Annotated in this window: 18 protein-coding genes; 15 read left to right on the top strand and 3 right to left on the bottom strand. The window is 64.9% G+C overall.

The genetic code is table 11. The annotated features are described in order from the left end of the window. Positions 1-14 precede the first annotated feature (14 nt). The 5 genes from thrB to ArtHe_RS08970 all read left to right on the top strand — a co-directional run bounded on the left by thrB (position 15) and on the right by ArtHe_RS08970 (position 6500). Positions 15-1004 carry a homoserine kinase gene (thrB, locus tag ArtHe_RS08990; RefSeq protein ID WP_248316480.1) on the top strand — a complete coding sequence of 330 codons (990 nt, stop codon included), beginning with the start codon at positions 15-17 and terminating at the stop codon, positions 1002-1004. Between the two features lie 420 nt (positions 1005-1424). Then, positions 1425-3632 (top strand): transcription termination factor Rho, encoded by a 2208-nt coding sequence (rho, locus tag ArtHe_RS08985; protein ID WP_248316479.1) that lies wholly within the window; start codon positions 1425-1427, stop codon positions 3630-3632. Positions 3633-3800: 168 nt separating this feature from the next. Then, positions 3801-4880, top strand: a complete 1080-nt coding sequence (gene prfA, locus ArtHe_RS08980; protein ID WP_066295485.1) for a peptide chain release factor 1 — start codon at positions 3801-3803, stop codon at positions 4878-4880. Positions 4881-4888: 8 nt separating this feature from the next. Continuing rightward, the gene (prmC, locus tag ArtHe_RS08975) at positions 4889-5755 is read left to right on the top strand and encodes a peptide chain release factor N(5)-glutamine methyltransferase (RefSeq protein ID WP_248316478.1); all 867 of its coding nucleotides are present in this window, start codon (positions 4889-4891) and stop codon (positions 5753-5755) included. Positions 5756-5777: 22 nt separating this feature from the next. Next, positions 5778-6500: an L-threonylcarbamoyladenylate synthase gene (locus tag ArtHe_RS08970; RefSeq protein WP_248316476.1), complete on the top strand. Its 723-nt coding sequence runs from the start codon at positions 5778-5780 to the stop codon at positions 6498-6500. On the opposite strand, the gene ArtHe_RS08965 is transcribed toward ArtHe_RS08970, so the two are convergent. From ArtHe_RS08965 to ArtHe_RS08955, 3 genes are read right to left on the bottom strand one after another with little or no spacing between them, the layout of a single operon-like run. Then, a complete protein-coding gene (locus tag ArtHe_RS08965) occupies positions 6497-7474 on the bottom strand; it encodes an NAD-dependent epimerase/dehydratase family protein (RefSeq protein ID WP_248316475.1) in 978 nt (325 codons plus the stop codon). The two genes, ArtHe_RS08970 and ArtHe_RS08965, sit on opposite strands and share 4 nt — an antisense overlap. Next, positions 7471-8478, bottom strand: coding sequence for a glycosyltransferase (locus tag ArtHe_RS08960; protein WP_248316474.1), 1008 nt, complete (start codon positions 8476-8478; stop codon positions 7471-7473). Before ArtHe_RS08960 ends, ArtHe_RS08965 begins: the two co-directional genes overlap by 4 nt. Before the next feature lies 1 nt (position 8479). Continuing rightward, a complete protein-coding gene (locus tag ArtHe_RS08955) occupies positions 8480-9379 on the bottom strand; it encodes a glycosyltransferase (RefSeq protein ID WP_066295480.1) in 900 nt (299 codons plus the stop codon). A gap of 179 nt (positions 9380-9558) precedes the next feature. Here ArtHe_RS08955 and ArtHe_RS08950 point away from each other — a divergent pair, with 179 nt between their 5' ends. The 10 genes from ArtHe_RS08950 (at position 9559) to ArtHe_RS08905 (ending at position 18720) form a co-directional block, all read left to right on the top strand. Next, positions 9559-11502 (top strand): nucleoside-diphosphate sugar epimerase/dehydratase, encoded by a 1944-nt coding sequence (locus ArtHe_RS08950; RefSeq protein WP_248316473.1) that lies wholly within the window; start codon positions 9559-9561, stop codon positions 11500-11502. After that, on the top strand, positions 11502-12506 hold the full coding sequence (locus ArtHe_RS08945) for a UDP-phosphate glycosyltransferase (protein ID WP_248316471.1): 1005 nt from the start codon (positions 11502-11504) through the stop codon (positions 12504-12506). The genes ArtHe_RS08950 and ArtHe_RS08945 overlap by 1 nt, the downstream gene beginning before the upstream one ends. A 126-nt stretch (positions 12507-12632) precedes the next feature. Next, positions 12633-13124, top strand: coding sequence for a hypothetical protein (locus ArtHe_RS08940; RefSeq protein WP_248316469.1), 492 nt, complete (start codon positions 12633-12635; stop codon positions 13122-13124). Further along, positions 13114-13392 carry an AtpZ/AtpI family protein gene (locus ArtHe_RS08935; RefSeq protein WP_248316468.1) on the top strand — a complete coding sequence of 93 codons (279 nt, stop codon included), beginning with the start codon at positions 13114-13116 and terminating at the stop codon, positions 13390-13392. The genes ArtHe_RS08940 and ArtHe_RS08935 overlap by 11 nt, the downstream gene beginning before the upstream one ends. Before the next feature lie 93 nt (positions 13393-13485). Beyond that, complete coding sequence (gene atpB / locus ArtHe_RS08930; protein WP_248316467.1) at positions 13486-14292, top strand: F0F1 ATP synthase subunit A; 807 nt, start codon at positions 13486-13488, stop codon at positions 14290-14292. Between the two features lie 72 nt (positions 14293-14364). After that, positions 14365-14580 carry an ATP synthase F0 subunit C gene (atpE, locus tag ArtHe_RS08925; protein ID WP_191807777.1) on the top strand — a complete coding sequence of 72 codons (216 nt, stop codon included), beginning with the start codon at positions 14365-14367 and terminating at the stop codon, positions 14578-14580. Between the two features lie 45 nt (positions 14581-14625). After that, positions 14626-15174 (top strand): F0F1 ATP synthase subunit B, encoded by a 549-nt coding sequence (locus ArtHe_RS08920; RefSeq protein ID WP_248316465.1) that lies wholly within the window; start codon positions 14626-14628, stop codon positions 15172-15174. Beyond that, positions 15174-15989 (top strand): F0F1 ATP synthase subunit delta, encoded by an 816-nt coding sequence (locus ArtHe_RS08915; protein WP_248316463.1) that lies wholly within the window; start codon positions 15174-15176, stop codon positions 15987-15989. The genes ArtHe_RS08920 and ArtHe_RS08915 overlap by 1 nt, the downstream gene beginning before the upstream one ends. A gap of 102 nt (positions 15990-16091) precedes the next feature. Beyond that, entirely contained in the window at positions 16092-17729 is a 1638-nt protein-coding gene (atpA, locus tag ArtHe_RS08910) for a F0F1 ATP synthase subunit alpha (protein ID WP_066295466.1), read from the top strand. 97 nt (positions 17730-17826) lie between these two features. Then, a complete protein-coding gene (locus ArtHe_RS08905; protein ID WP_066295465.1) occupies positions 17827-18720 on the top strand; it encodes a F0F1 ATP synthase subunit gamma in 894 nt (297 codons plus the stop codon). Positions 18721-18752: the final 32 nt, after the last annotated feature.

The following is an 18752-nucleotide window of genomic DNA, read 5'->3' as shown; positions in this document are numbered from 1 at the left end:
CGGAGCCGATGCAGGTGAAACAGGTACACCAGGTAAGCCGGGACGCGCGGGACACAGCATCTGCTGTGCAGGTTGCCTCCGGCCAGGACATTACTGTCCGCGTACCGGCGACGAGTGCGAACCTGGGGCCGGGCTTCGACAGTTTGGGCATGGCGGTTGGCCTGTTCGACACAGTGCGGGTCCGCACCGTCGAATCGGACGGTGTCAGCGTGCGGATCAGCGGCGAGGGAGCAGACACGCTGCCGACCGACGGAACGCACCTGGTGGCGCGGACTATTGCGGACACCGTCCGGAACGCCGGATACGGCATTGGCGGCTTCGAGCTGGTCTGCGAAAACGTGATACCCCATGGCCGCGGCCTCGGGTCCTCGGCGTCGGCCATCGTGTCCGCAGTGCTGGCAGGCAACGCGCTGCTGCCCGCAGCCGCGCAGTTGGACCAGGCGGGGCTGCTGCACGCCTGTTCCGTGCTGGAGGGCCATCCGGACAACGTGGCTCCCGCGCTCAGCGGCGGCCTCGCGGTGTCGTGGGAGGACGAGGGCCGGTACCGGTCCGTCACCGCCCAGGTCCATCCCGGCGTCGTGCCGGTTGTGGCAATACCAGCCACCGAGCTTTCCACGGAAAGCGCGCGGGGGCTGCTGCCGGAGAACGTTCCGCACCGGGATGCGGCCGCCAACTCCGGCCGCGCCGCGCTGCTGATGCACGCCATGACCACAGACCCGTCGCTGCTGCTTGCCGGGACCGAGGATTTCCTGCATCAGTCCTACCGGGCCCCTGCGATGCAGCCCAGCGCCACCCTCATCCGGACGCTGCGTGCGGCGGGTTTCGCCGCCGTCGTCTCCGGGGCGGGGCCCACTGTGATGGTCCTGGCTGCGGGTGCTGATCAGGCGGCCGCTGCGGAGGCCCTGATTGGCCGGCACCTCGCCGCGCAGGCGCTGGAGAATTGGCGTGTGCTGCGGCTTGGCGTAGACCGAGATGGTGCTAGAGTGGTAGTGCACCAGCGGTAATAACCGTATTGTGCTTCCACCGGCAGGTCGTCCGTTCTGTGGACCACCGAGGCTTCTTCCCAGACCCGGATTGTGGACCGTTTTGCAGAAATATCAGCCCTGAAGCTGGTAGTTGTGCATCGATCATAACGATTCGGACGGCGGGGCGTCGCCAGCCCGCGGAAACACAAGCATCGGTGTAGCCTTCCGGAGACTGCCAAGAAACGGTCAGTCAATGATCAAAACGATCCCCGCGTTTTCCGACAGCGCAGCTGCCGAAACTCCCGTGGACTCTCCAAACAAGGCGTCAGCAGATTCACCGTTGCCGGGACACTTCCTGCAGCAGGTGAACCCTGAACCGTATGTCCAATCAACGGTTCCAGGGCCATTCAACGCGGCCGGCACTGCGCCGGACCGCCCGACGAGGGGGAAGGATCCTTCGTGACAGATACCACCGACCTGACTGCAGGTGTGGACTCATCAGCATCCGCCGCTTCCAACGGTGAAGCAACTTCCAAGAGCTCCGGGCTCGCCGGCCTGAAGCTTGCACAGCTGCAGGCGCTGGCCGGCCAGCTGGGCATTACCGGAGGTTCGCGCATGCGCAAGGGAGACCTGGTTACGGCCATCTCCAACCACCAGCGTGGCGGCTCGGTCGCAGACCGTCCGGTCCGCGGTTCCAAGTCCGACGCCCCGCAGGGCGAAAAGGCTGGCTCAGAGCGTTCGGCCAAGGCTTCCGCCCCGGCCGAAGCAGCTCCGGCCGCCAAGGCAGAGAACGCCCAGGGCTCCGCCGAAAGCGAACAGGCCACCGAGCGTCCGGCCCGTACCCGCAACCGCAACCGCCGCGCCGCGAGCGACGGCGTGGTTACTCCTGCCGGCAGCGACGCCGCAGAAGCCCCGCAGGCTGATGCTCCGGCAGCTGCTGCACCGGCCGCGGAAAACGGCCGGGAAGAAGGTCAGCGCGAGCGCGGCCGCAACCGCCGCAACCGCCGCAATGACGGTGAAAACACCAGCGACGACACCGCCGCCGAGGCCAACGGCCAGGAATCCGTCCCGGACAGGGCATCGGAGAAGCCTGCCGAAAAGCAGGAAGGCTCCCGCGAGGAAGACCGTTCCGAGCGCCAGGGCCGCAGCCGCAACCGCAACGACCGCGGCGACCGCGACAGCAACCGCGGCGAAGGCAACCGCGGTGACCGTGACGGCAACCGCAGCGAGGGCAACCGCGGTGACCGCGACAGCAACCGCAGCGAGGGCAACCGCGGTGACCGCGACAGCAACCGCAGCGAAGGCAACCGCAGCGACCGCGACAGCAACCGGAATGACGGCAACCGCGATTCTGACGGCGATGACAACAGCCGCAGCGGGCGCAACCGCCGCAACCGCAACCGGAACGACCGCAACGAGCGGGGCGACCGCAATGACCGGTTCCGCGACCGCAACGAGCGCCGCCGCAACCGCGACCGGAGCCCCGACGTCGACGACGTCGAGGTCACCGAGGACGATGTCCTGCTGCCCGTCGCCGGTATCCTGGACGTCCTGGAGAACTACGCATTCGTGCGCACCTCCGGTTACCTCCCGGGTCCGAACGACGTGTACGTCTCCCTGGCCCAGGTCAAGAAGTACAACCTTCGCAAGGGCGACGCAGTCGTCGGCGCCATCCGCGCTCCGCGCGAGGGCGAGAACCAGGGCAGCAGCCAGCGCCAGAAGTTCAATGCGCTGGTCCGCCTGACCTCGGTCAACGGCAAGCCGGCTGAGGACAACAAGGACCGGGTCGAGTTCAACAAGCTGGTTCCGCTCTACCCGTCGGAGCGCCTGCGCCTGGAGACCTCGCCGAAGGTTATCGGTCCCCGCGTGATCGACCTCGTGGCCCCGATCGGCAAGGGCCAGCGCGGCCTGATCGTCTCCCCGCCGAAGGCAGGTAAGACGCTGATCCTGCAGGCGATTGCCAACGCGATCTCCATCAACAACCCCGAAGTCCACCTGATGATGGTCCTCGTGGACGAACGCCCCGAAGAAGTCACCGACATGCAGCGGACGGTCAAGGGCGAAGTTATTGCCTCGACCTTCGACCGCCCGGCCGATGACCACACCACGGTCGCTGAACTCGCCATCGAGCGGGCCAAGCGCCTCGTGGAAATGGGTAACGACGTCGTTGTTCTCCTGGACTCCATGACCCGCCTGGGCCGTGCCTACAACCTGGCCGCTCCGGCGTCGGGCCGTATCCTCTCCGGTGGTGTCGATTCCTCGGCCCTGTACCCGCCGAAGCGTTTCTTCGGTGCAGCCCGCAACATCGAAAACGGCGGCTCGCTGACCATTCTGGCCACCGCGCTCGTCGAGACCGGCTCCAAAATGGACGAGGTCATCTTCGAAGAGTTCAAGGGCACCGGCAACATGGAACTGCGCCTGTCCCGCAACCTCGCGGACAAGCGCATCTTCCCGGCTGTTGATGTCAACGCCTCCGGAACGCGCCGCGAAGAGAACCTGCTCTCACCTGAAGAGGTCAAGATCATGTGGCGCCTGCGCCGCGTCCTCTCCGGGCTGGACACCCAGCAGGCGCTGGAACTGCTCACCGGCAAGATCAAGGAAACGCAGTCCAACGTCGAGTTCCTGATGCAGGTGCAGAAGACCACCCTGGGCAGCAAGAACGATTAGCTGCCTTACCTGGCCGCTCATGCCCCTTGACCCTCTTCGGAGGGTTAAGGGGCCTGGGCGGCTTGGCGGTTAACCGGCAGGTGTTCCTCCGGGCGAGAATGGTTCAAGACAGCAACGGGTTCCCCATCCGCAGGCGGACCCCACGGTGCGAAGAAAGAATGGAAAACAATGTTTGAGTCCATACAGGGACTGCTGGATGAGCACGCTGAACTCCAGATGCGGCTTTCGGATCCTGCAGTGCACGCCGACCAGGGCCTGGCCCGCCGCCTGGGCCGCCGCTACGCCGAGCTAAGCCGGATCGTCGACGCCTACAACACCTGGCACGGACTGGAGGACGACCTCGCCGCAGCGCAGGAGATGGCAGGCGAAGATCCCGAATTCGCTGCTGAGGTTCCGGTGCTGAAGGACCAGCTGGCCGAGGCTCAGGAAAAGCTGCGCCGGCTGCTGATCCCGCGGGACCCCAACGACGGCCGCGACGTCATCATCGAGGTCAAGGGCGGCGAGGGCGGCGACGAGGCAGCCCTGTTCGCCGGCGACCTGCTGCGTATGTACACCCGCTACGCGGAGACGCGCGGCTGGCGCACCGAGATTATTTCGGCCACGGAATCCGACCTCGGCGGCTACAAGGACGTGTCCATGGCCATCAAGGGTTCCTCCAACGATCCCGCCGAGGGCGTCTACGCCCGCCTCAAGTACGAAGGCGGCGTGCACCGGGTGCAGCGTGTCCCGGTCACCGAGTCCCAGGGCCGGATCCACACCTCTGCTGCGGGCGTGCTGGTCCTGCCGGAAGTTGACGAGCCCGAAGAAGTCGAAATCAGCCAGAACGATCTGAAGATCGACGTGTACCGGTCCTCAGGCCCCGGCGGCCAGTCCGTGAACACCACGGACTCCGCTGTCCGGATCACCCACCTTCCGACCGGGATCGTGGTCGCGATGCAGAACGAGAAGTCCCAGCTGCAGAACCGTGAAGCGGCGATGCGCGTGCTGCGCTCCCGTATCCTGGCGCACCAGCAGGCGGAAATCGACGCCGCGAATTCGGATATCCGCAAGTCCCAGATCCGCACCATGGACCGGTCCGAACGCATCCGCACCTACAACTACCCGGAAAACCGGATTGTTGACCACCGCACGGGTTACAAGGCCTACAACCTGGATACCGTGATGAACGGCGATCTCGAAGCCGTGGTTCAGGCCGCCATCGAAATGGATGAGCAGGCCCGCCTGGACGCCATCGGCGACGAGGCATAGTTCCACCCATGCCGGCCCTCTCCCTTGACCAGGCACTGCGCGCTGCGGCGGCGGAACTGTCCGCCGCCGGAGTGCCGAGCCCGCGTGTCGACGCTGAACTGCTGGCGGCCCACCTGCTCGGCGAGTCGGTGGGCCGGGTGCGGGCGCTGGCCTTCACCGACGCCGCGGCGCCTGAGGGGCTGGCCGGGCTGGTGGCCGAACGTGCCCGGCGGATCCCGCTGCAGCATCTCACCGGCAAGGCGCACTTCCGCCGGCTGGAGCTGGCGGTTGGGCCGGGCGTCTTCGTCCCGCGGCCGGAGACCGAAACCGTGGCGCAGCTGGCCATCGACCGGGCGCAGCTGGTTCCGGGGGGTGCAAAGGTGGTGGATCTTGGCACCGGTTCCGGTGCGCTGGCGGGCTCCATCGCGTCCGAGGTTCCCGGTTCGGACGTTTATGCTGTGGAACTGAGCCCCCTGGCCCTCGCCTGGGCCCGGAAAAACCTTGACCCGCTGGGTGTCACTGTCCTGGAAGGTGATCTGCGCACGGCGCTTCCCGGGCACGACGGAACCTTCGACGTCGTCGTCTCCAATCCGCCCTACATTCCGGCCGGAGCGGTTCCCAACGAACCCGAAGCAGCCGAGCACGATCCGGCGATGGCGCTTTACGGCGGGGGAGCGGACGGGCTGGAACTGCCCGGCGCCGCGGCCGCCACAGCAGCCAGGCTGCTGCGCCCTGGGGGATACTTCGTGATGGAGCATGCCGAAGTGCAGGCCAAAGCCATCGCCGGGCGATTGGCAGCCGACCCGGCCTGGGAAGCCGTAACCTCTCACAACGACCTCAATGACCGCCCGCGCGCCACCTCCGCCGTGCGTTCCGCGGCGGCACGCGGCCGGTAATGCAACATGAAAGAATGGTGCCGTGACTACCAGCTTTGACTGCACAGATCCAGAGGCCCGCAGCGCGGGCCTGGCCCGCGCCCAGCAGGCCATAGCCAACCGGCAGTGCATTGTCCTGCCCACCGACACGGTGTACGGCATTGCTGCTGACGCATTTTCGCCGCAGGCCGTGGCTACGCTGCTCGCCGCCAAGGGCCGCGGGCGTTCCATGCCGCCGCCCGTCCTGGTGCCCCGCCTGCAGACCATGGACGGCCTGGCTGTGGACGTCAGCCCCGAGGCCCGTGCCCTGGCCGAGGCGTTCTGGCCCGGCGGCCTCACCCTGATCTTCCATGCGCAGCCGTCGCTGACCTGGGACCTTGGCGATACCAAGGGCACGGTCGCGCTGCGGATGCCCGACGACGAAATCGCCCTGGACCTGCTGGCCCTTACCGGGCCGATGGCGGTCTCCTCCGCGAACCGGACCGGCAGCCCGGCGGCCCAGACGGCGGCCGGCGCGCAGGCCCAGCTGGCCGAGTCCGTCGAGGTCTATCTGGAAGCCGGACCCCGGCCGCAGGAAGGCAGCGACGGGATTCCCTCCACGATTGTGGATGCGACGCAGTCGCCGCTGCGTGTGGTCCGGGCCGGTGCTGTTAGCCTGGCGAAACTGCGCGAAGTGGTGCCGTCCGTACTGGGCATCGGCGAGGAACCGGAAGAGTCCGCCGCGGCGGAGCCGGTTCCCGGCTCTGAGGACGTGTCCGCCCGCTAGCCATGCCGGCGGCGGGCTTCGCGCAGCACGTCCTCAACGCGGGGCGTCGGAACGTTGCCGGTGGCTTCGGCCCAGCCCGGTTCCTGGTGCTGCCCAAACCACATCATCTCCACCCGGCGCAGCGGTCCATGGAGGCGTTCGCCCAGCAGGGAAGACACTGCGTATCCGGCCTTCAACGAGCTGCGGCAGAACCAGGAAGGCAGCCGCAGCGGCGGCCGGCCGCCGGCAGCCTTGAGCACACCGGAGACCGTTGCGCCTTCCCACGGCTGCAGGACAAGGGACGGAACACTGTTCATCTGCACGCCGACAGCCAGCACGAAGCTGGTCAGCGCGTCAACGGAGCTGACCGGGCTGGGCGCATCACCGCGGCCGGCCACCGAGGCCAGCGGAGAGCCCGCGATCCGGACAAGTTTCGCCGTTGTTTCCCGTTCGGGGCCCTGCACCGAGGTTGCCCGGATGGTGACTACTGAACAGCGGCCTGGCACCCGGGTGGACAGCGCCTGCTCGCCGAGGGCCTTGGAGCGTGAATAGGCTGAGAACGGTTCCACCTGGGGACTCTCGTCCAGAAAGGGCCGGTGGCCCTGCACCGCGGCACTGCTGAGATGGATAAAGCGGCGTACTCCGGCCGCGTCGGCCGCGTTGGCCACCAGCACCGGCAGCAGCGAATTCGCTCCGCGCAGCTCGGGGGAGTCCGCGCCCGAAGGAGTTGCGAGTCCGGCGGCGTTGACGACGACGTCTGCACCGGCCAGTGCGCCAGCCAGGTCCAGCTGATCGTCGGCCAGTTCCGCGGCCTCGGCCAGAAGGCCGGCAGCGTCCGCGGACCGGGCACTGAGCCGGGGGGCTTTGACATGGCGGACCGTAACTCCGGCGCGGTCCAGAGCCGCCGCCAGGGCGCTGCCAATGAAGCCGCTGGCGCCGAGGACCGCCCAGACCTCGTCCTGGGCAGATCCGGTGGGGTTGGGTGTGCTGTTCACTTCGTGTCCTGGTCGGCTGGATCTGCTGTCGTGTTCGCGCAAGTGCTGCCGGTTCCGAGCGGGGGCATCGGTTTCCAGCTGCGGTCATGCAGGATGCGGCGGGATTCCCGCCAGCCCCGCCAGAGGCTGCCGGCCCCGCGAAGGTTCCGCTCGACGGCGATGAGCCGCAGTATTTCCTTGGCTGCGGTCAGCGCCGTCCCGGCAGCGAAGCCCACCGGATTGAACCGGCCATGGGCACGCAGGTACCCGGCGGTGTGCCCCCGGTTACGCATGGCGCAGAACCTGCTGAGGTCACTCGAGTCGTTCAGGTGCCGGATTCCCAGGTCGATCTGCTTCTGCGGACGGACCTTCCGGAGCACGAACTCGTTGACGTAGACCACGCGGTGGTGGAGGGACGCCAGCCAGCCGTAGATTTCATCGTCGCCGTTGATGAAGAAACGGGAATCGGGGAGACCGATGTCCCGGACCACGCCGGCGCTGACCAGCATCCCTTCGAAGCAGCCGACGTTGGTTGCGAAAACCGGGCGGTCGGCGAAGACGTTGCCGCGGACCGGAACATGGATGCCCAAACCGGGGAGGAACCGGTGCTGCCAGAAAAACGGGTTGCCGGCGTCATCGAGCCGGCGGCCATGGATGCAGTCGTAGTTCCCGGTCCACTTGGCCAGGGCGCCGAGGGCTCCCGGGAGGACCTCGACGTCGTCGTCCATCAGCCACAGCCACTGCGCACCGGCGTTCAGGGCCGCCGAAACGCCTGCTGCGAAGCCTCCGGAACCGCCGGTATTTTCGGCGAGCCGCACAACACTCAGCGGAACCGGAAACGCGGGCTGCAGCTCCGCCAGGACCGCGGCGGTGTCATCGGTGCTGGCATTGTCCACCACGATCACCCGTTCCGGAGCCGGGTCCAGGGCAGCAACCGACTCCAGCAGTCCCCGCAGGTAGCCGGACCGGTTGAAGGTGACTACCACCAGGGCCAGGCCCTCGATGGCCGCGCCGGATCCGCTCACGCTAAAAGCCCAGGTCCGACGGCGGGCCAAACAGGGTGCCCCGGGCGCCGCCCGCGTAGGCGCGCAGCCATGCCCGGAACCCGCGCAGGTCCCGCGTCCGGGCGAAGTGGATGGGATAGCCGACGGCGTCTGCTGCCAGTGAACGCAGACGCTTGTGTTTCCACATCAGATGTCCGCGGTTGCGGAAGAAGTAGAACCGCTTGAATTCCGTGTCCGGAACCAGCACGTGCAGGCGTCCGCCGAGGATTTCGTTGACCTCGGACCACGCCGCCGGGTGGCTCAGGGCCACGGAGGTCAGTGTCCCGAACGGGATCCCGGCCTTGCGCAGGCGGATCATGAAATCAGTCTCATCACCGCGGATGAACAGGCGCAGGTCAGGCAGGCCTACCCGGAAGAACACATCGCGGCGGATCAGTGCACCGTTGAAGAAATGGCCCACCCCGGGGAGGAATCCGGCCTTGGCAACCTCGGCACGGTTATGGGTGAGGCGCCCGTCCACCCGGAAGTGGAAGGAGAGCGTGTCCGGCCGGCCGGGAGCAACCACCAGCGGAAGGATCACATCGAGGTTCCGTTCCTTGGCGCCGTCGATCAGGGCCTGGAGGCACTCGGGGTCCTCCGGATGAGCGTCGTCGTCCATGATCCAGATCCAGTCGGCTCCTGAGGCCATGGCCGTGAGGATAGCCAGCGAAAAACCGCCGGCGCCGCCAAGGTTCGTTTCGGAGCGGACATACGTGACGTTTGCCGCAGAAGCTTCCGCGATGTCACGGACCGGGCTCTTTCCCGAGTCCACCAATGCCACGGAGGAGACGGCGGCCGTCTGTGCCGAGAGCGCCCCCAGCAGTGTCTTGACGTCATCCGGGCGGTCAAACGTCACAGCTGCCACGGCCACTGAATCCGGCAAGGTGTTCCTTTCCAAGCTCCGCCCCGGATGCACGGGCGTTGCCGGACGAGATGGGGCGTGCAGTTAGTATGCTGAGTAGATTCCAGTCTATTACACCGGATTCACCGCACTCCCGTGCGTCAGCATGGGAGGACCGCTTACAGCCTAGACACGAACCGGGTGAGAACCCGTTGAGGACTATGAACGATTCAAGCAGGGACACAACCACCCCGGCGCGGGACGAGAAGCCGGCGCTCTGGCTCTGGTCCCAATACGTGCTGGATTCAATGGCATGGGTGGTGGCCATCGGTCTGGCACTGATTCTGCGCTACGAACTCACTGTGGAGCAGATCAACGTCGCCGGGCTGGCCGTGTTCTGCGCCGTCGCCGTTGTGACGCAGCTGGTGGTGGGCTACTCCTTTGCCCTGTACCGCGGCCGCTACAGCTTCGGCAGTTTCCATGAGATGCGGCTGCTCGCCGTCGTCACCATCGTGGTTTCGGCGATCCTGGTCCTGGTCAGTGCCCTCTTCGGCCTGGCCATCGATATTCCCCGCAGCACCGGGGTGCTTGCCTTCCCGTTCGCCTGCCTGTTTATGGCAGCCATCCGGTACCTGAAGCGCATGTACGTCGAGAGCAAGACCCGCCCGGGTGACGAAGCCCAGCGGACCCTGATCTACGGCGCCGGCTTCCTGGGCAACTCGCTGGTGACCCGGATGATGAACGACCCCGATTCCCCGTATTTCCCGGTCGGCCTGATCGACGATGATCCCGCCAAGAAGCACCTCCGCCTGGGTACTGTGCCCGTGGTCGGGAAACTCTCAGACCTGAGGGAACTGGTGCAGCGCACCCGGGCGACGGTCCTGATCATCGCAATTGCCGACGTCGACGCCGCGCAGGTGCGCCAGGTGTCGGACAGCGCAGAGGGACTGGACCTGCGGGTGATGGTTCTGCCGCCGCTGCGGGACATGCTGGCGAAGGGTTCCGGGGCCGGACTGACCGATTTCCGGGAAGTCGCCGTCGAGGACCTGATCGGCCGCCGCCCGGTGGACATCCACGTCGACGAGGTTGCCGGATACCTTACCGGCAAGAAAGTGCTGGTCACCGGCGCAGGAGGGTCAATCGGCTCTGAGCTCTGCCGCCAGATCACTGCCTTCGAACCCGAAGAGCTGATCATGGTGGACCGGGACGAGACCGGGCTGCAGCTCACCCAGCTCTCCATCACAGGCCAGGGCCTGCTCAACGGCAAGGACACTGTGCTCGCGGACATCCGCGACGCGCGTGCCCTGGATGAAGTGTTCGCCACGCGGCGCCCGGACGTGGTGTTCCATGCCGCCGCCCTCAAGCACGTCTCACTGCTGGAGCAGTACCCGCTCGAAGCCTGGAAGACGAACGTGCTGGGCACCGCGAATGTGCTGCGCTCGGCGGAGAAAGCCGGCGTCAGCCACTTCGTGAACATCTCCACGGACAAGGCAGCCAACCCCACCACCGTCCTGGGACACTCCAAACGGGTGGCTGAGAAGCTCACCGCCTGGATGGCCGGGCACAGCGGGCGGCGGTTTGTCTCGGTGCGGTTCGGCAACGTGATTGGCAGCCGCGGTTCCATGCTGCCGCTGTTCACGGAACAGATCCGCCAGGGCGGCCCGGTGACCGTCACGGACCCAGAGGTCACCCGGTTCTTTATGACCATCCCGGAAGCGTGCCAGCTGGTCATCCAGGCCGGCGCGATCGGCCGCGGGGGAGAGGTCCTGATCCTGGACATGGGTGAGCCGGTGAAGATCCTGGACGTCGCACGGCGCATGATCGCCATGTCTGGGAAGGACATCGAGATCGTGTTCACCGGGCTTCGGAAGGGCGAGAAGCTGCACGAAATCCTGGTCGGCAGCGGGGAGGACGACTCCCGTCCGCTGCACCCAAAAATTTCCCATACCTCCGTGGCTGTCCTGGCGCCGCAGGACCTCGATGCCGAAGACTGGCTGCGCCGCTGTGGCTTTGCCCCCGGTGAGTTCCCGGACAGCGGGCAGGCAATGGCTACCGGCGCTCCGGCAGCCGCGCTTTTCCCGCTGCCGGATACAGCTGCCCTCCGCCTGGCTGATCTGCACAAGGGCCCTGCGGCCACCGGGCACGAGGATCGGCGGACCGGCTGATGCAGCTCGCCGTGCCTGTTGCGGCCGCATTCCTTGTCAGCCTCCTGCTGCCTTTTGCGTTCATTCCGCTGCTGCGCCGGCTGGGCGTTGTGGACGTGCCCAATGAACGCTCCTCGCATACCAAGGTGGTCATCCGCGGGGTGGGCGCCACCATCGCCGCAGGGGTCCTGGCGGGCCTGGCAGCAGCCCTGCTGACGGGCTATGTGGCTGTGGACCGTTCCCTGCTGCTGGTCCTGATGGCCGTGATTGCCGGAGCTTCGCTGCTGGGCTGGATCGAGGACTTCCGCGGTTTGTCAGTCCGGGTCCGCTTCGGACTGCAACTGCTCATTGGCGCCGCCGGCACGACAGCGCTGGCAGCGGCCCTGGGCCAAAGCTTCTGGTGGGTGCCGGTGGGAACGCTGGTAATTGCCGGCTACATCAACGTGGCGAATTTCATGGACGGCGTGAACGGGATTTCCGGTCTGCACGGAGTTGCTGTCGGCATTCTCTATGCGGTCAGCGGCGTGCTGTCCGACCAGGTGTGGCTGATAGCCGCCGGCGCGGTGATCGCAGCGGCCTTCGCTGCGTTCCTGCCCTGGAATCTGGGCCGCGGTTCGGTTTTTATGGGCGACGTCGGCAGCTACCTGCTGGGCGCTTCCATCGCCGGCACGGCGGTGGCTGCGTTTCTGGCCGGGGTGTACGTCGAGTACCTGCTCTTCCCCATCCTGATCTACGTGCTGGATACCTTCACCACGCTCGTCCGCCGGATCTGGCGGGGAGAACGCTGGTATGCAGCCCACCGCCAGCATGTCTACCAGCGCCTGACCGATGCCGGGCTGAGCCACCTGCAGTCAGCCCTGCTCGTGACGCTGTGCACTGCCGCGGCAGGGACCACCGGGCTCATTACCGGAGGGTCAAGTTGGGGAGTGACGGCTGCCGGTACGGTTTTTGTCGCAGCGGTGGCGGCTTTCTACCTTGCCTCTCCGCGGCTGGTTGCGCGGATGCGCGCCCGAACACGGACCTGAGGATCCGGCCGCGGCGGGGGAGCGTGTCACGGGGCAGTTCTATGTGCTGTAGAATTCAATCGTCGCCGCGATCCGTGATGCGACGACACCATGTTTCCCACAAAGCACAAGGATGATCCTCCAGCCATGAGCCCAGCAGACGGCGCACGCGCTTTGCGGATCAGTGCTTCCGGCCCGACGAAGGCGCCGTGGCTGGACATCCTGAAAGCCTGCCTTATCTGGACAGGAATTCCCGCTGCTGTGGCAGCGGCTGCTGCCTTCCTGGCTGTCGGAACCCCCGGAGCAGCCAGCGTAGCTGCGGGGTGGGCGCTGATCGCCCTGTTCTTCGGTATCAGTTTGCTGGTCGGGCACGTTGTGGGGCGGAAAAATCCGTCCGGTGCCATCGGAATGTTCGCCGTCACGTATGCCCTCAAAGTCGTCGGCTTCGCGGTGATTCTGTGGCTGGTCGGAAAACCGGAATGGCTTGAAGGCCAATGGTTCTTCTTTACTTCAATCGGCACCGTGGTGCTGTGGCAGACCGCTGAGATCTTTACCTTCTCGCGCACCCGCCAACTTATCTTTTCGGATGCGCCGGCAGGCACGGACAATTCGGTGAAAGGAATCCCCGGTGAGTCCTAAACCCAGGAAAAAATCACCCGGCCAGGTTCCCGCCGCATTTGAAGCGCCCATCAAAAAGCCGGTTGCAGTCCTCCAATATGTCTTGTCCGGAATCCTTGCCCTGGGTTTGATAGGCTGGGGGCTGGACAGTCTTCTGGGCACCCGCTGGATTCTATTTGCAGGTATCGCCCTGGGCGGTGTCAGCGGTTATTACACAGCTGCCGCCCACGGGCTCACTTCCACCAAGCCACTACCGCCCAAGGGTGGAAAACGGCCGGATGAGGGTTAGAGACGTCATGTCACAAAACTTAGTACACGGGTGCATGAGCCATGTGCCCGCCAATGAAATGCCCAACGATGGACACAGCAGAGAGGAAACGCGTTGATCGCGCTTGCGCTTCCCGCCGCCAATGATGAGGGTTTTGTTCCTCCCACCCTCGAAGACATGCACCTCCCTGAGATCCTTCCCTGGGGCGCACCGTACGGAGACGGGTTTGGGAAGCAGATGCTGCTTATCCTCATCTCGGTCCTCATTATCGGATGGTTCTTCATAGTCGCAGCACGCAAGGGCCAGATGGTCCCGGGCCGGCTGCAGTTCCTGGGTGAGGCGAGCTACAACTTCGTCCGCAATTCGATCGGCCGCGACATCATCGGTGAAAAGGACTTCCGTCCTTACACTCCGCTGCTGTTCTCGCTCTTCTTCTTCATCCTGATCAACAACCTGTGGGGCAGCATTCCGCTGGCGCAGCTGCCGACCACCTCGCACGTTGGTACGGCGTATGCCCTTGCGGCGATCGTCTACTTCACCTGGATCATCCTGGGCATCAAGAAGCACGGCCTCAAGTACTTCAAGTACGCGACCGTTCCTTCCGGTGTTCCGATCGCGATCCTGCCGCTGGTTGTCCTGATCGAAATCATCTCCACCTTCCTGGTCCGGCCCATCACGCACAGCCTGCGACTCTTCGCGACCATGCTCTCCGGCCACCTCATCATCATGCTCTCTGCGGCCGGCACCGAGTTCCTGCTGCTGGAAGCTGAAGGACTGCTCAAGCCCCTCGGCGTGCTGACCCTGGTAGGCGGCGTCGCCATGTTCCTGTTCGAAGTTTTGATCCAGGTCCTGCAGGCCTATGTCTTTACCCTGCTGACCGCGATCTATATCCAAGGCTCCATCGCAGCTGCGGAACACTAAAGCCTCCCCTTCCCAGGGGAACCCCCTGAACCAACAACCTGCCTGCGGGCATCTTGAAAGGAACAAGCCAAAATGATTGGTGAAATCAACGGCAACATCAACCTCGTCGGCTACGGCCTCTCCGCCATCGGCGGCGCCATTGGCGTGGGTCTGGTCTTCGCTGCTTACATCAACGGTGTTGCACGCCAGCCCGAGGCTCAGCGCGTGCTGCAGCCGATCGCCTTCCTGGGCCTGGCCCTGACCGAAGCCCTCGCCATCCTTGGTCTGGTTTTCGCGTTCGTTCTCTAACTTCAGCGCGTATTTCCCCCACCAAGTAGATAGGACGGATGAGAAATGAACGAGGGACTTATCCTCGCCGCTGAAGGCGCTAATCCTCTGGTCCCAAACATCTGGGAAATCCTGGTAACACTGCTTGGCTTCGCCGTGCTGATGTTCATCGTCGTCAAGTTCGTCGTCCCGATGTTCGAGAAGACGTTTGCAGAACGTACCGAGGCCATTGAAGGCGGACTTGCCAAGGCCGAGGCAGCACAGGCGGAAGCCAGTGCAGCCCTGGACGAGTACAAGCAGCAGCTGATTGATGCACGCACCGAAGCCAACCGGATCCGTGAGGAAGCGCGCTCTGAAGGCGCTCAGATTCTCGCCGACCTGAAGGCCAAGGCTGCTGCCGAGTCAGCACGCATTCTGGAACAGTCCCAGGTCACCATCGAAGCAGAGCGCCAGGCAGCAGTTGTCTCGCTCCGCAGCGAAGTCGGCGCCCTGGCAACCGAGCTGGCCGGCAAGATCGTCGGCGAGTCCCTCGCGGACGATGCACGCTCGGCGCGCGTTGTCGACCGTTTCCTGGATGAGCTGGAAACCTCGCAGAACGCAGGTGCGGTTCAGTAATGGCAGGTATATCGAGCGAGTCACTGGCAGCAGCCCAAGGTCAGCTGGAAGCACGTCTTCCGCACGCAACCCTGGGCCTGGCTGAGGAACTCTTTGGAATCCTGGGCCTGCTGGACGGCCAGACCGGCCTGCTTCGGGCCCTGACTGATCCGGCTCGTGAAGGACAAGAGAAGGCAGCCTTGGTCTCCAAACTGGTCGGCGGCAAGGTTTCGGCCGACGCTGAGCAGATTGTTGCTTCTTTGGTTGAATCCCGCTGGCGCGCACCGCGCGACCTCGGGGACGCTCTGGAAACCCTGGCTGCAACGGTTGTCTCCGCGGTCGCAGAAAACAAGGGGCCGGGCCTTTCCGGCCTCGAGAAACTGGAGAGCGACCTCTTCAGCTTCAACGAGACCGTGGCATCCAACCACGAAGTGCAGCGTGCACTGTCCAATCCGCAGTCCACTGCGGAGGCGCGGACCACGCTGGCACTAAAGCTGGTGCCCGGTGCGTCCGAGGCAGCACAGGTATTGATCCGGCAGGCTGTTACCGCTCCCCGCGGTCTTCGCCCCACTGCCCTGGTGACCCGGTTCCTGGAACTGGTTGCCGGACGGCAGCAGCGGTGGATCGCGGAAGTGCGCACCAGCGTCCCCATGACAGAAGGGCAGCGCGCCCGGCTGCAGGCGTCTTTGAACAGCCTGTACCGCCGCGAGCTGAAGATCAACGCAACTGTTGACCCCTCGATCGTCGGTGGTATCCGGGTTACGGTGGGCGATGAAGTCGTCGATTCCACCGTGGTGACCCGGTTGTCGGAACTGCGCCGGAAGCTCGCGGTTTAGCCACCCTTCGTGGCTGAAGCGGGCCATGAGAAACATTTGAGAACCAATCGAAGGTCATCGGCACGAAGCGATGATCACAACATAGGAGAGCAGGGACTGCAGATGGCCGAATTGACCATCAACGCCGACGACGTCCGTAATGCGTTGAATGAATTTGCGGCGTCCTACGAACCCGGAAACGCAGAGCGCGTTGAAGTTGGCCGCGTAACCACCGCCAGCGACGGCATTGCCCGTGTGGAGGGCCTGCCCTCCGTGATGGCGAACGAGCTGCTTCGGTTTGAGGACGGCACGCTGGGCCTGGCCCAGAACCTCGACACCCGTGAAATCGGCGTCGTTGTGCTTGGCGATTTTGGCGGCATCGAAGAAGGCCAGGAAGTTCACCGCACCGGTGAAGTCCTGTCCGTCCCCGTTGGGGATGCCTTCCTGGGCCGCGTAGTTGATCCCCTGGGCGAGCCCATGGATGACATGGGTCCGATCCAGGCTGAAGCCCGCCGCGCACTGGAACTCCAGGCGCCGGGTGTTACCCAGCGTAAGTCGGTCCACGAACCGCTTCAGACCGGCCTGAAGGCCATCGACGCGATGATCCCGATCGGCCGCGGCCAGCGCCAGCTGATCATTGGTGACCGCAAGACGGGCAAGACTGCCCTCGCCGTCGACACCATCCTGAACCAGCGGGCCAACTGGGCCTCGGGCGACACCAACAAGCAGGTGCGCTGCATCTACGTTGCCATCGGCCAGAAGGCGTCCACGATCGCTGAGATCAAGCGGACCCTCGAAGACGCCGGCGCCATGGAGTACACCACGATCGTGGCCTCCCCGGCATCCGACCCCGCAGGCTTCAAGTACCTGGCACCGTACGCCGGCTCGGCTATCGGCCAGCACTGGATGTACGGCGGCAAGCACGTTCTGATCATCTTTGATGATCTGTCGAAGCAGGCTGAAGCCTACCGCGCCGTGTCGCTGCTGCTGCGGCGCCCGCCGGGACGCGAAGCCTACCCCGGCGACGTTTTCTACTTGCACTCCCGCCTGCTGGAGCGTTGCGCAAAGCTCTCCGACGAGCTCGGCGCAGGTTCGATGACCGGACTCCCGATCATCGAAACCAAGGCAAATGACGTCTCGGCTTACATCCCGACCAACGTCATTTCCATCACCGACGGCCAGATCTTCCTGCAGTCGGACCTCTTCAATGCCAACCAGCGCCCCGCCGTGGACGTCGGTATCTCGGTGTCCCGCGTTGGCGGTGCCGCCCAGCAGAAGGCCATGAAGAAGGTCTCCGGTACGTTGAAGCTGGAACTGGCCCAGTACCGCGACATGCAGGCATTCGCCATGTTCGCCTCGGATCTGGATGCGGCTTCCCGCCAGCAGCTGACCCGTGGTGCGCGCCTGATGGAACTGCTGAAGCAGGGCCAGTACGCACCGTTCCCGGTCGAAGACCAGGTTGTGTCTATCTGGGCCGGCACCAACGGTTTCCTCGACGACGTGCCGGTGGAAGATGTCCGCCGTTTCGAAGCCGAGTTCCTTGACCACGTCCGCCACTCTTCGAAGGTCCTCACCGTTCTGGCTGAGACCAACAAGCTCGAAGATTCCACGGTGGACGAACTCAAGACCCTTATCACCGACTTCAAGCAGGGTTTCTTCGGCGAAGGTGACAACCGCATGGTTGCCGCCGGGCACGAAGAAGCTGCTGCTCTGGACGGGGATGCAGTCGACCAGGAAAAGATCGTCAAGCAGAAGCGCTAGCGGCTTCCAGGTTCCGCGGCCGGTTCACTCCGGCCGCGGAACCCCTGCCCCTTGCCTTAGCCCCTAGTTCAAAACGCTAGGAACCGAAAGGAAAAGTATGGGAGCCCAAATTCGGGTCTACCGCCAGAAGATCGCCTCGACCACGTCGATGCAGAAGATCTTCAAGGCGATGGAGCTGATTGCTGCCTCTCGCATTGGAAAGGCCCGCACCCGCGTAGCCGCGGCGCTGCCTTATTCCAACGCGATCACCCGTGCCGTTTCTGCTGTGGCGTCCCAGTCGGAGATCGATCACCCGCTGACGACCGAGCCGGAGCAGATCCGCCGGGCGGCAGTGGTCATCATGACTTCCGACCGTGGTCTTGCCGGGTCGTACTCCGCAGGCGTCCTCAAGCAGAGCGAATCACTGAATGAATTGCTCCGCGAAGAGGGCAAGGAAATCAAGACCTACCTGGTGGGCCGCAAGGCCCAGGCGTACCACGACTTCCGCGACCGCGCTTACGAGCGTGTGTGGACCGGCGGTACGGATGCGCCCGAGTTCGAGACCGCCCGGGAAATCGGCAAGGCACTACTCGATGACTTCAATACGGCCTACGAAGACGGCGGCGTGGACGAAATCCACATCGTATTCACGCGCTTCAAGTCCATGGTTGTCCAGGAACCCGGAGTCATCCGGCTCCTGCCGCTGGAAGTAGTCGAAGAAGAAGCAGGAACCGACACGGAACTCCTGCCCCTCTACGAATACGAGCCGGAGCCGGAGAAGGTCCTTGATGCCCTGCTGCCGCGCTACATCGAGTCGCGCATCTTCGCAGCAATGCTCCAGGCCGCCGCTTCCGAGCTCGCAGCCCGCCAGCGTGCCATGAAGTCCGCAGGGGATAACGCCTCCGACCTTATTAAGAAGTACACGCGACTTCGTAATAACGCCCGTCAGGCCGAAATCACCCAGGAACTCTCCGAGATTGTGGCAGGTGCGGACGCGCTCAGCGCCTCCTAACCCGCAGGTCACGGACCCAGAGTTCCACCAGT

The sequence above is a fragment of the Arthrobacter sp. Helios genome, assembly GCF_023167125.1.
Classification (GTDB): Bacteria; Actinomycetota; Actinomycetes; order Actinomycetales; family Micrococcaceae; genus Arthrobacter_B; species Arthrobacter_B luteolus.
Note: the sequence above shows the minus strand (reverse complement) of the source record. Positions and strands in the feature narration are given on the sequence as shown.

Coding starts and splice junctions, on each gene's coding strand:
- prfA (WP_066295485.1), top strand. CDS start 3,801: ATGTTTGAGTCCATACAGGGACTGCTGGATGAGCACGCTGAACTCCAG.
- prmC (WP_248316478.1), top strand. CDS start 4,889: ATGCCGGCCCTCTCCCTTGACCAGGCACTGCGCGCTGCGGCGGCGGAA.
- ArtHe_RS08950 (WP_248316473.1), top strand. CDS start 9,559: ATGAACGATTCAAGCAGGGACACAACCACCCCGGCGCGGGACGAGAAG.
- ArtHe_RS08945 (WP_248316471.1), top strand. CDS start 11,502: ATGCAGCTCGCCGTGCCTGTTGCGGCCGCATTCCTTGTCAGCCTCCTG.
- ArtHe_RS08940 (WP_248316469.1), top strand. CDS start 12,633: ATGAGCCCAGCAGACGGCGCACGCGCTTTGCGGATCAGTGCTTCCGGC.
- atpE (WP_191807777.1), top strand. CDS start 14,365: ATGATTGGTGAAATCAACGGCAACATCAACCTCGTCGGCTACGGCCTC.
- ArtHe_RS08920 (WP_248316465.1), top strand. CDS start 14,626: ATGAACGAGGGACTTATCCTCGCCGCTGAAGGCGCTAATCCTCTGGTC.
- ArtHe_RS08915 (WP_248316463.1), top strand. CDS start 15,174: ATGGCAGGTATATCGAGCGAGTCACTGGCAGCAGCCCAAGGTCAGCTG.
- atpA (WP_066295466.1), top strand. CDS start 16,092: ATGGCCGAATTGACCATCAACGCCGACGACGTCCGTAATGCGTTGAAT.
- ArtHe_RS08905 (WP_066295465.1), top strand. CDS start 17,827: ATGGGAGCCCAAATTCGGGTCTACCGCCAGAAGATCGCCTCGACCACG.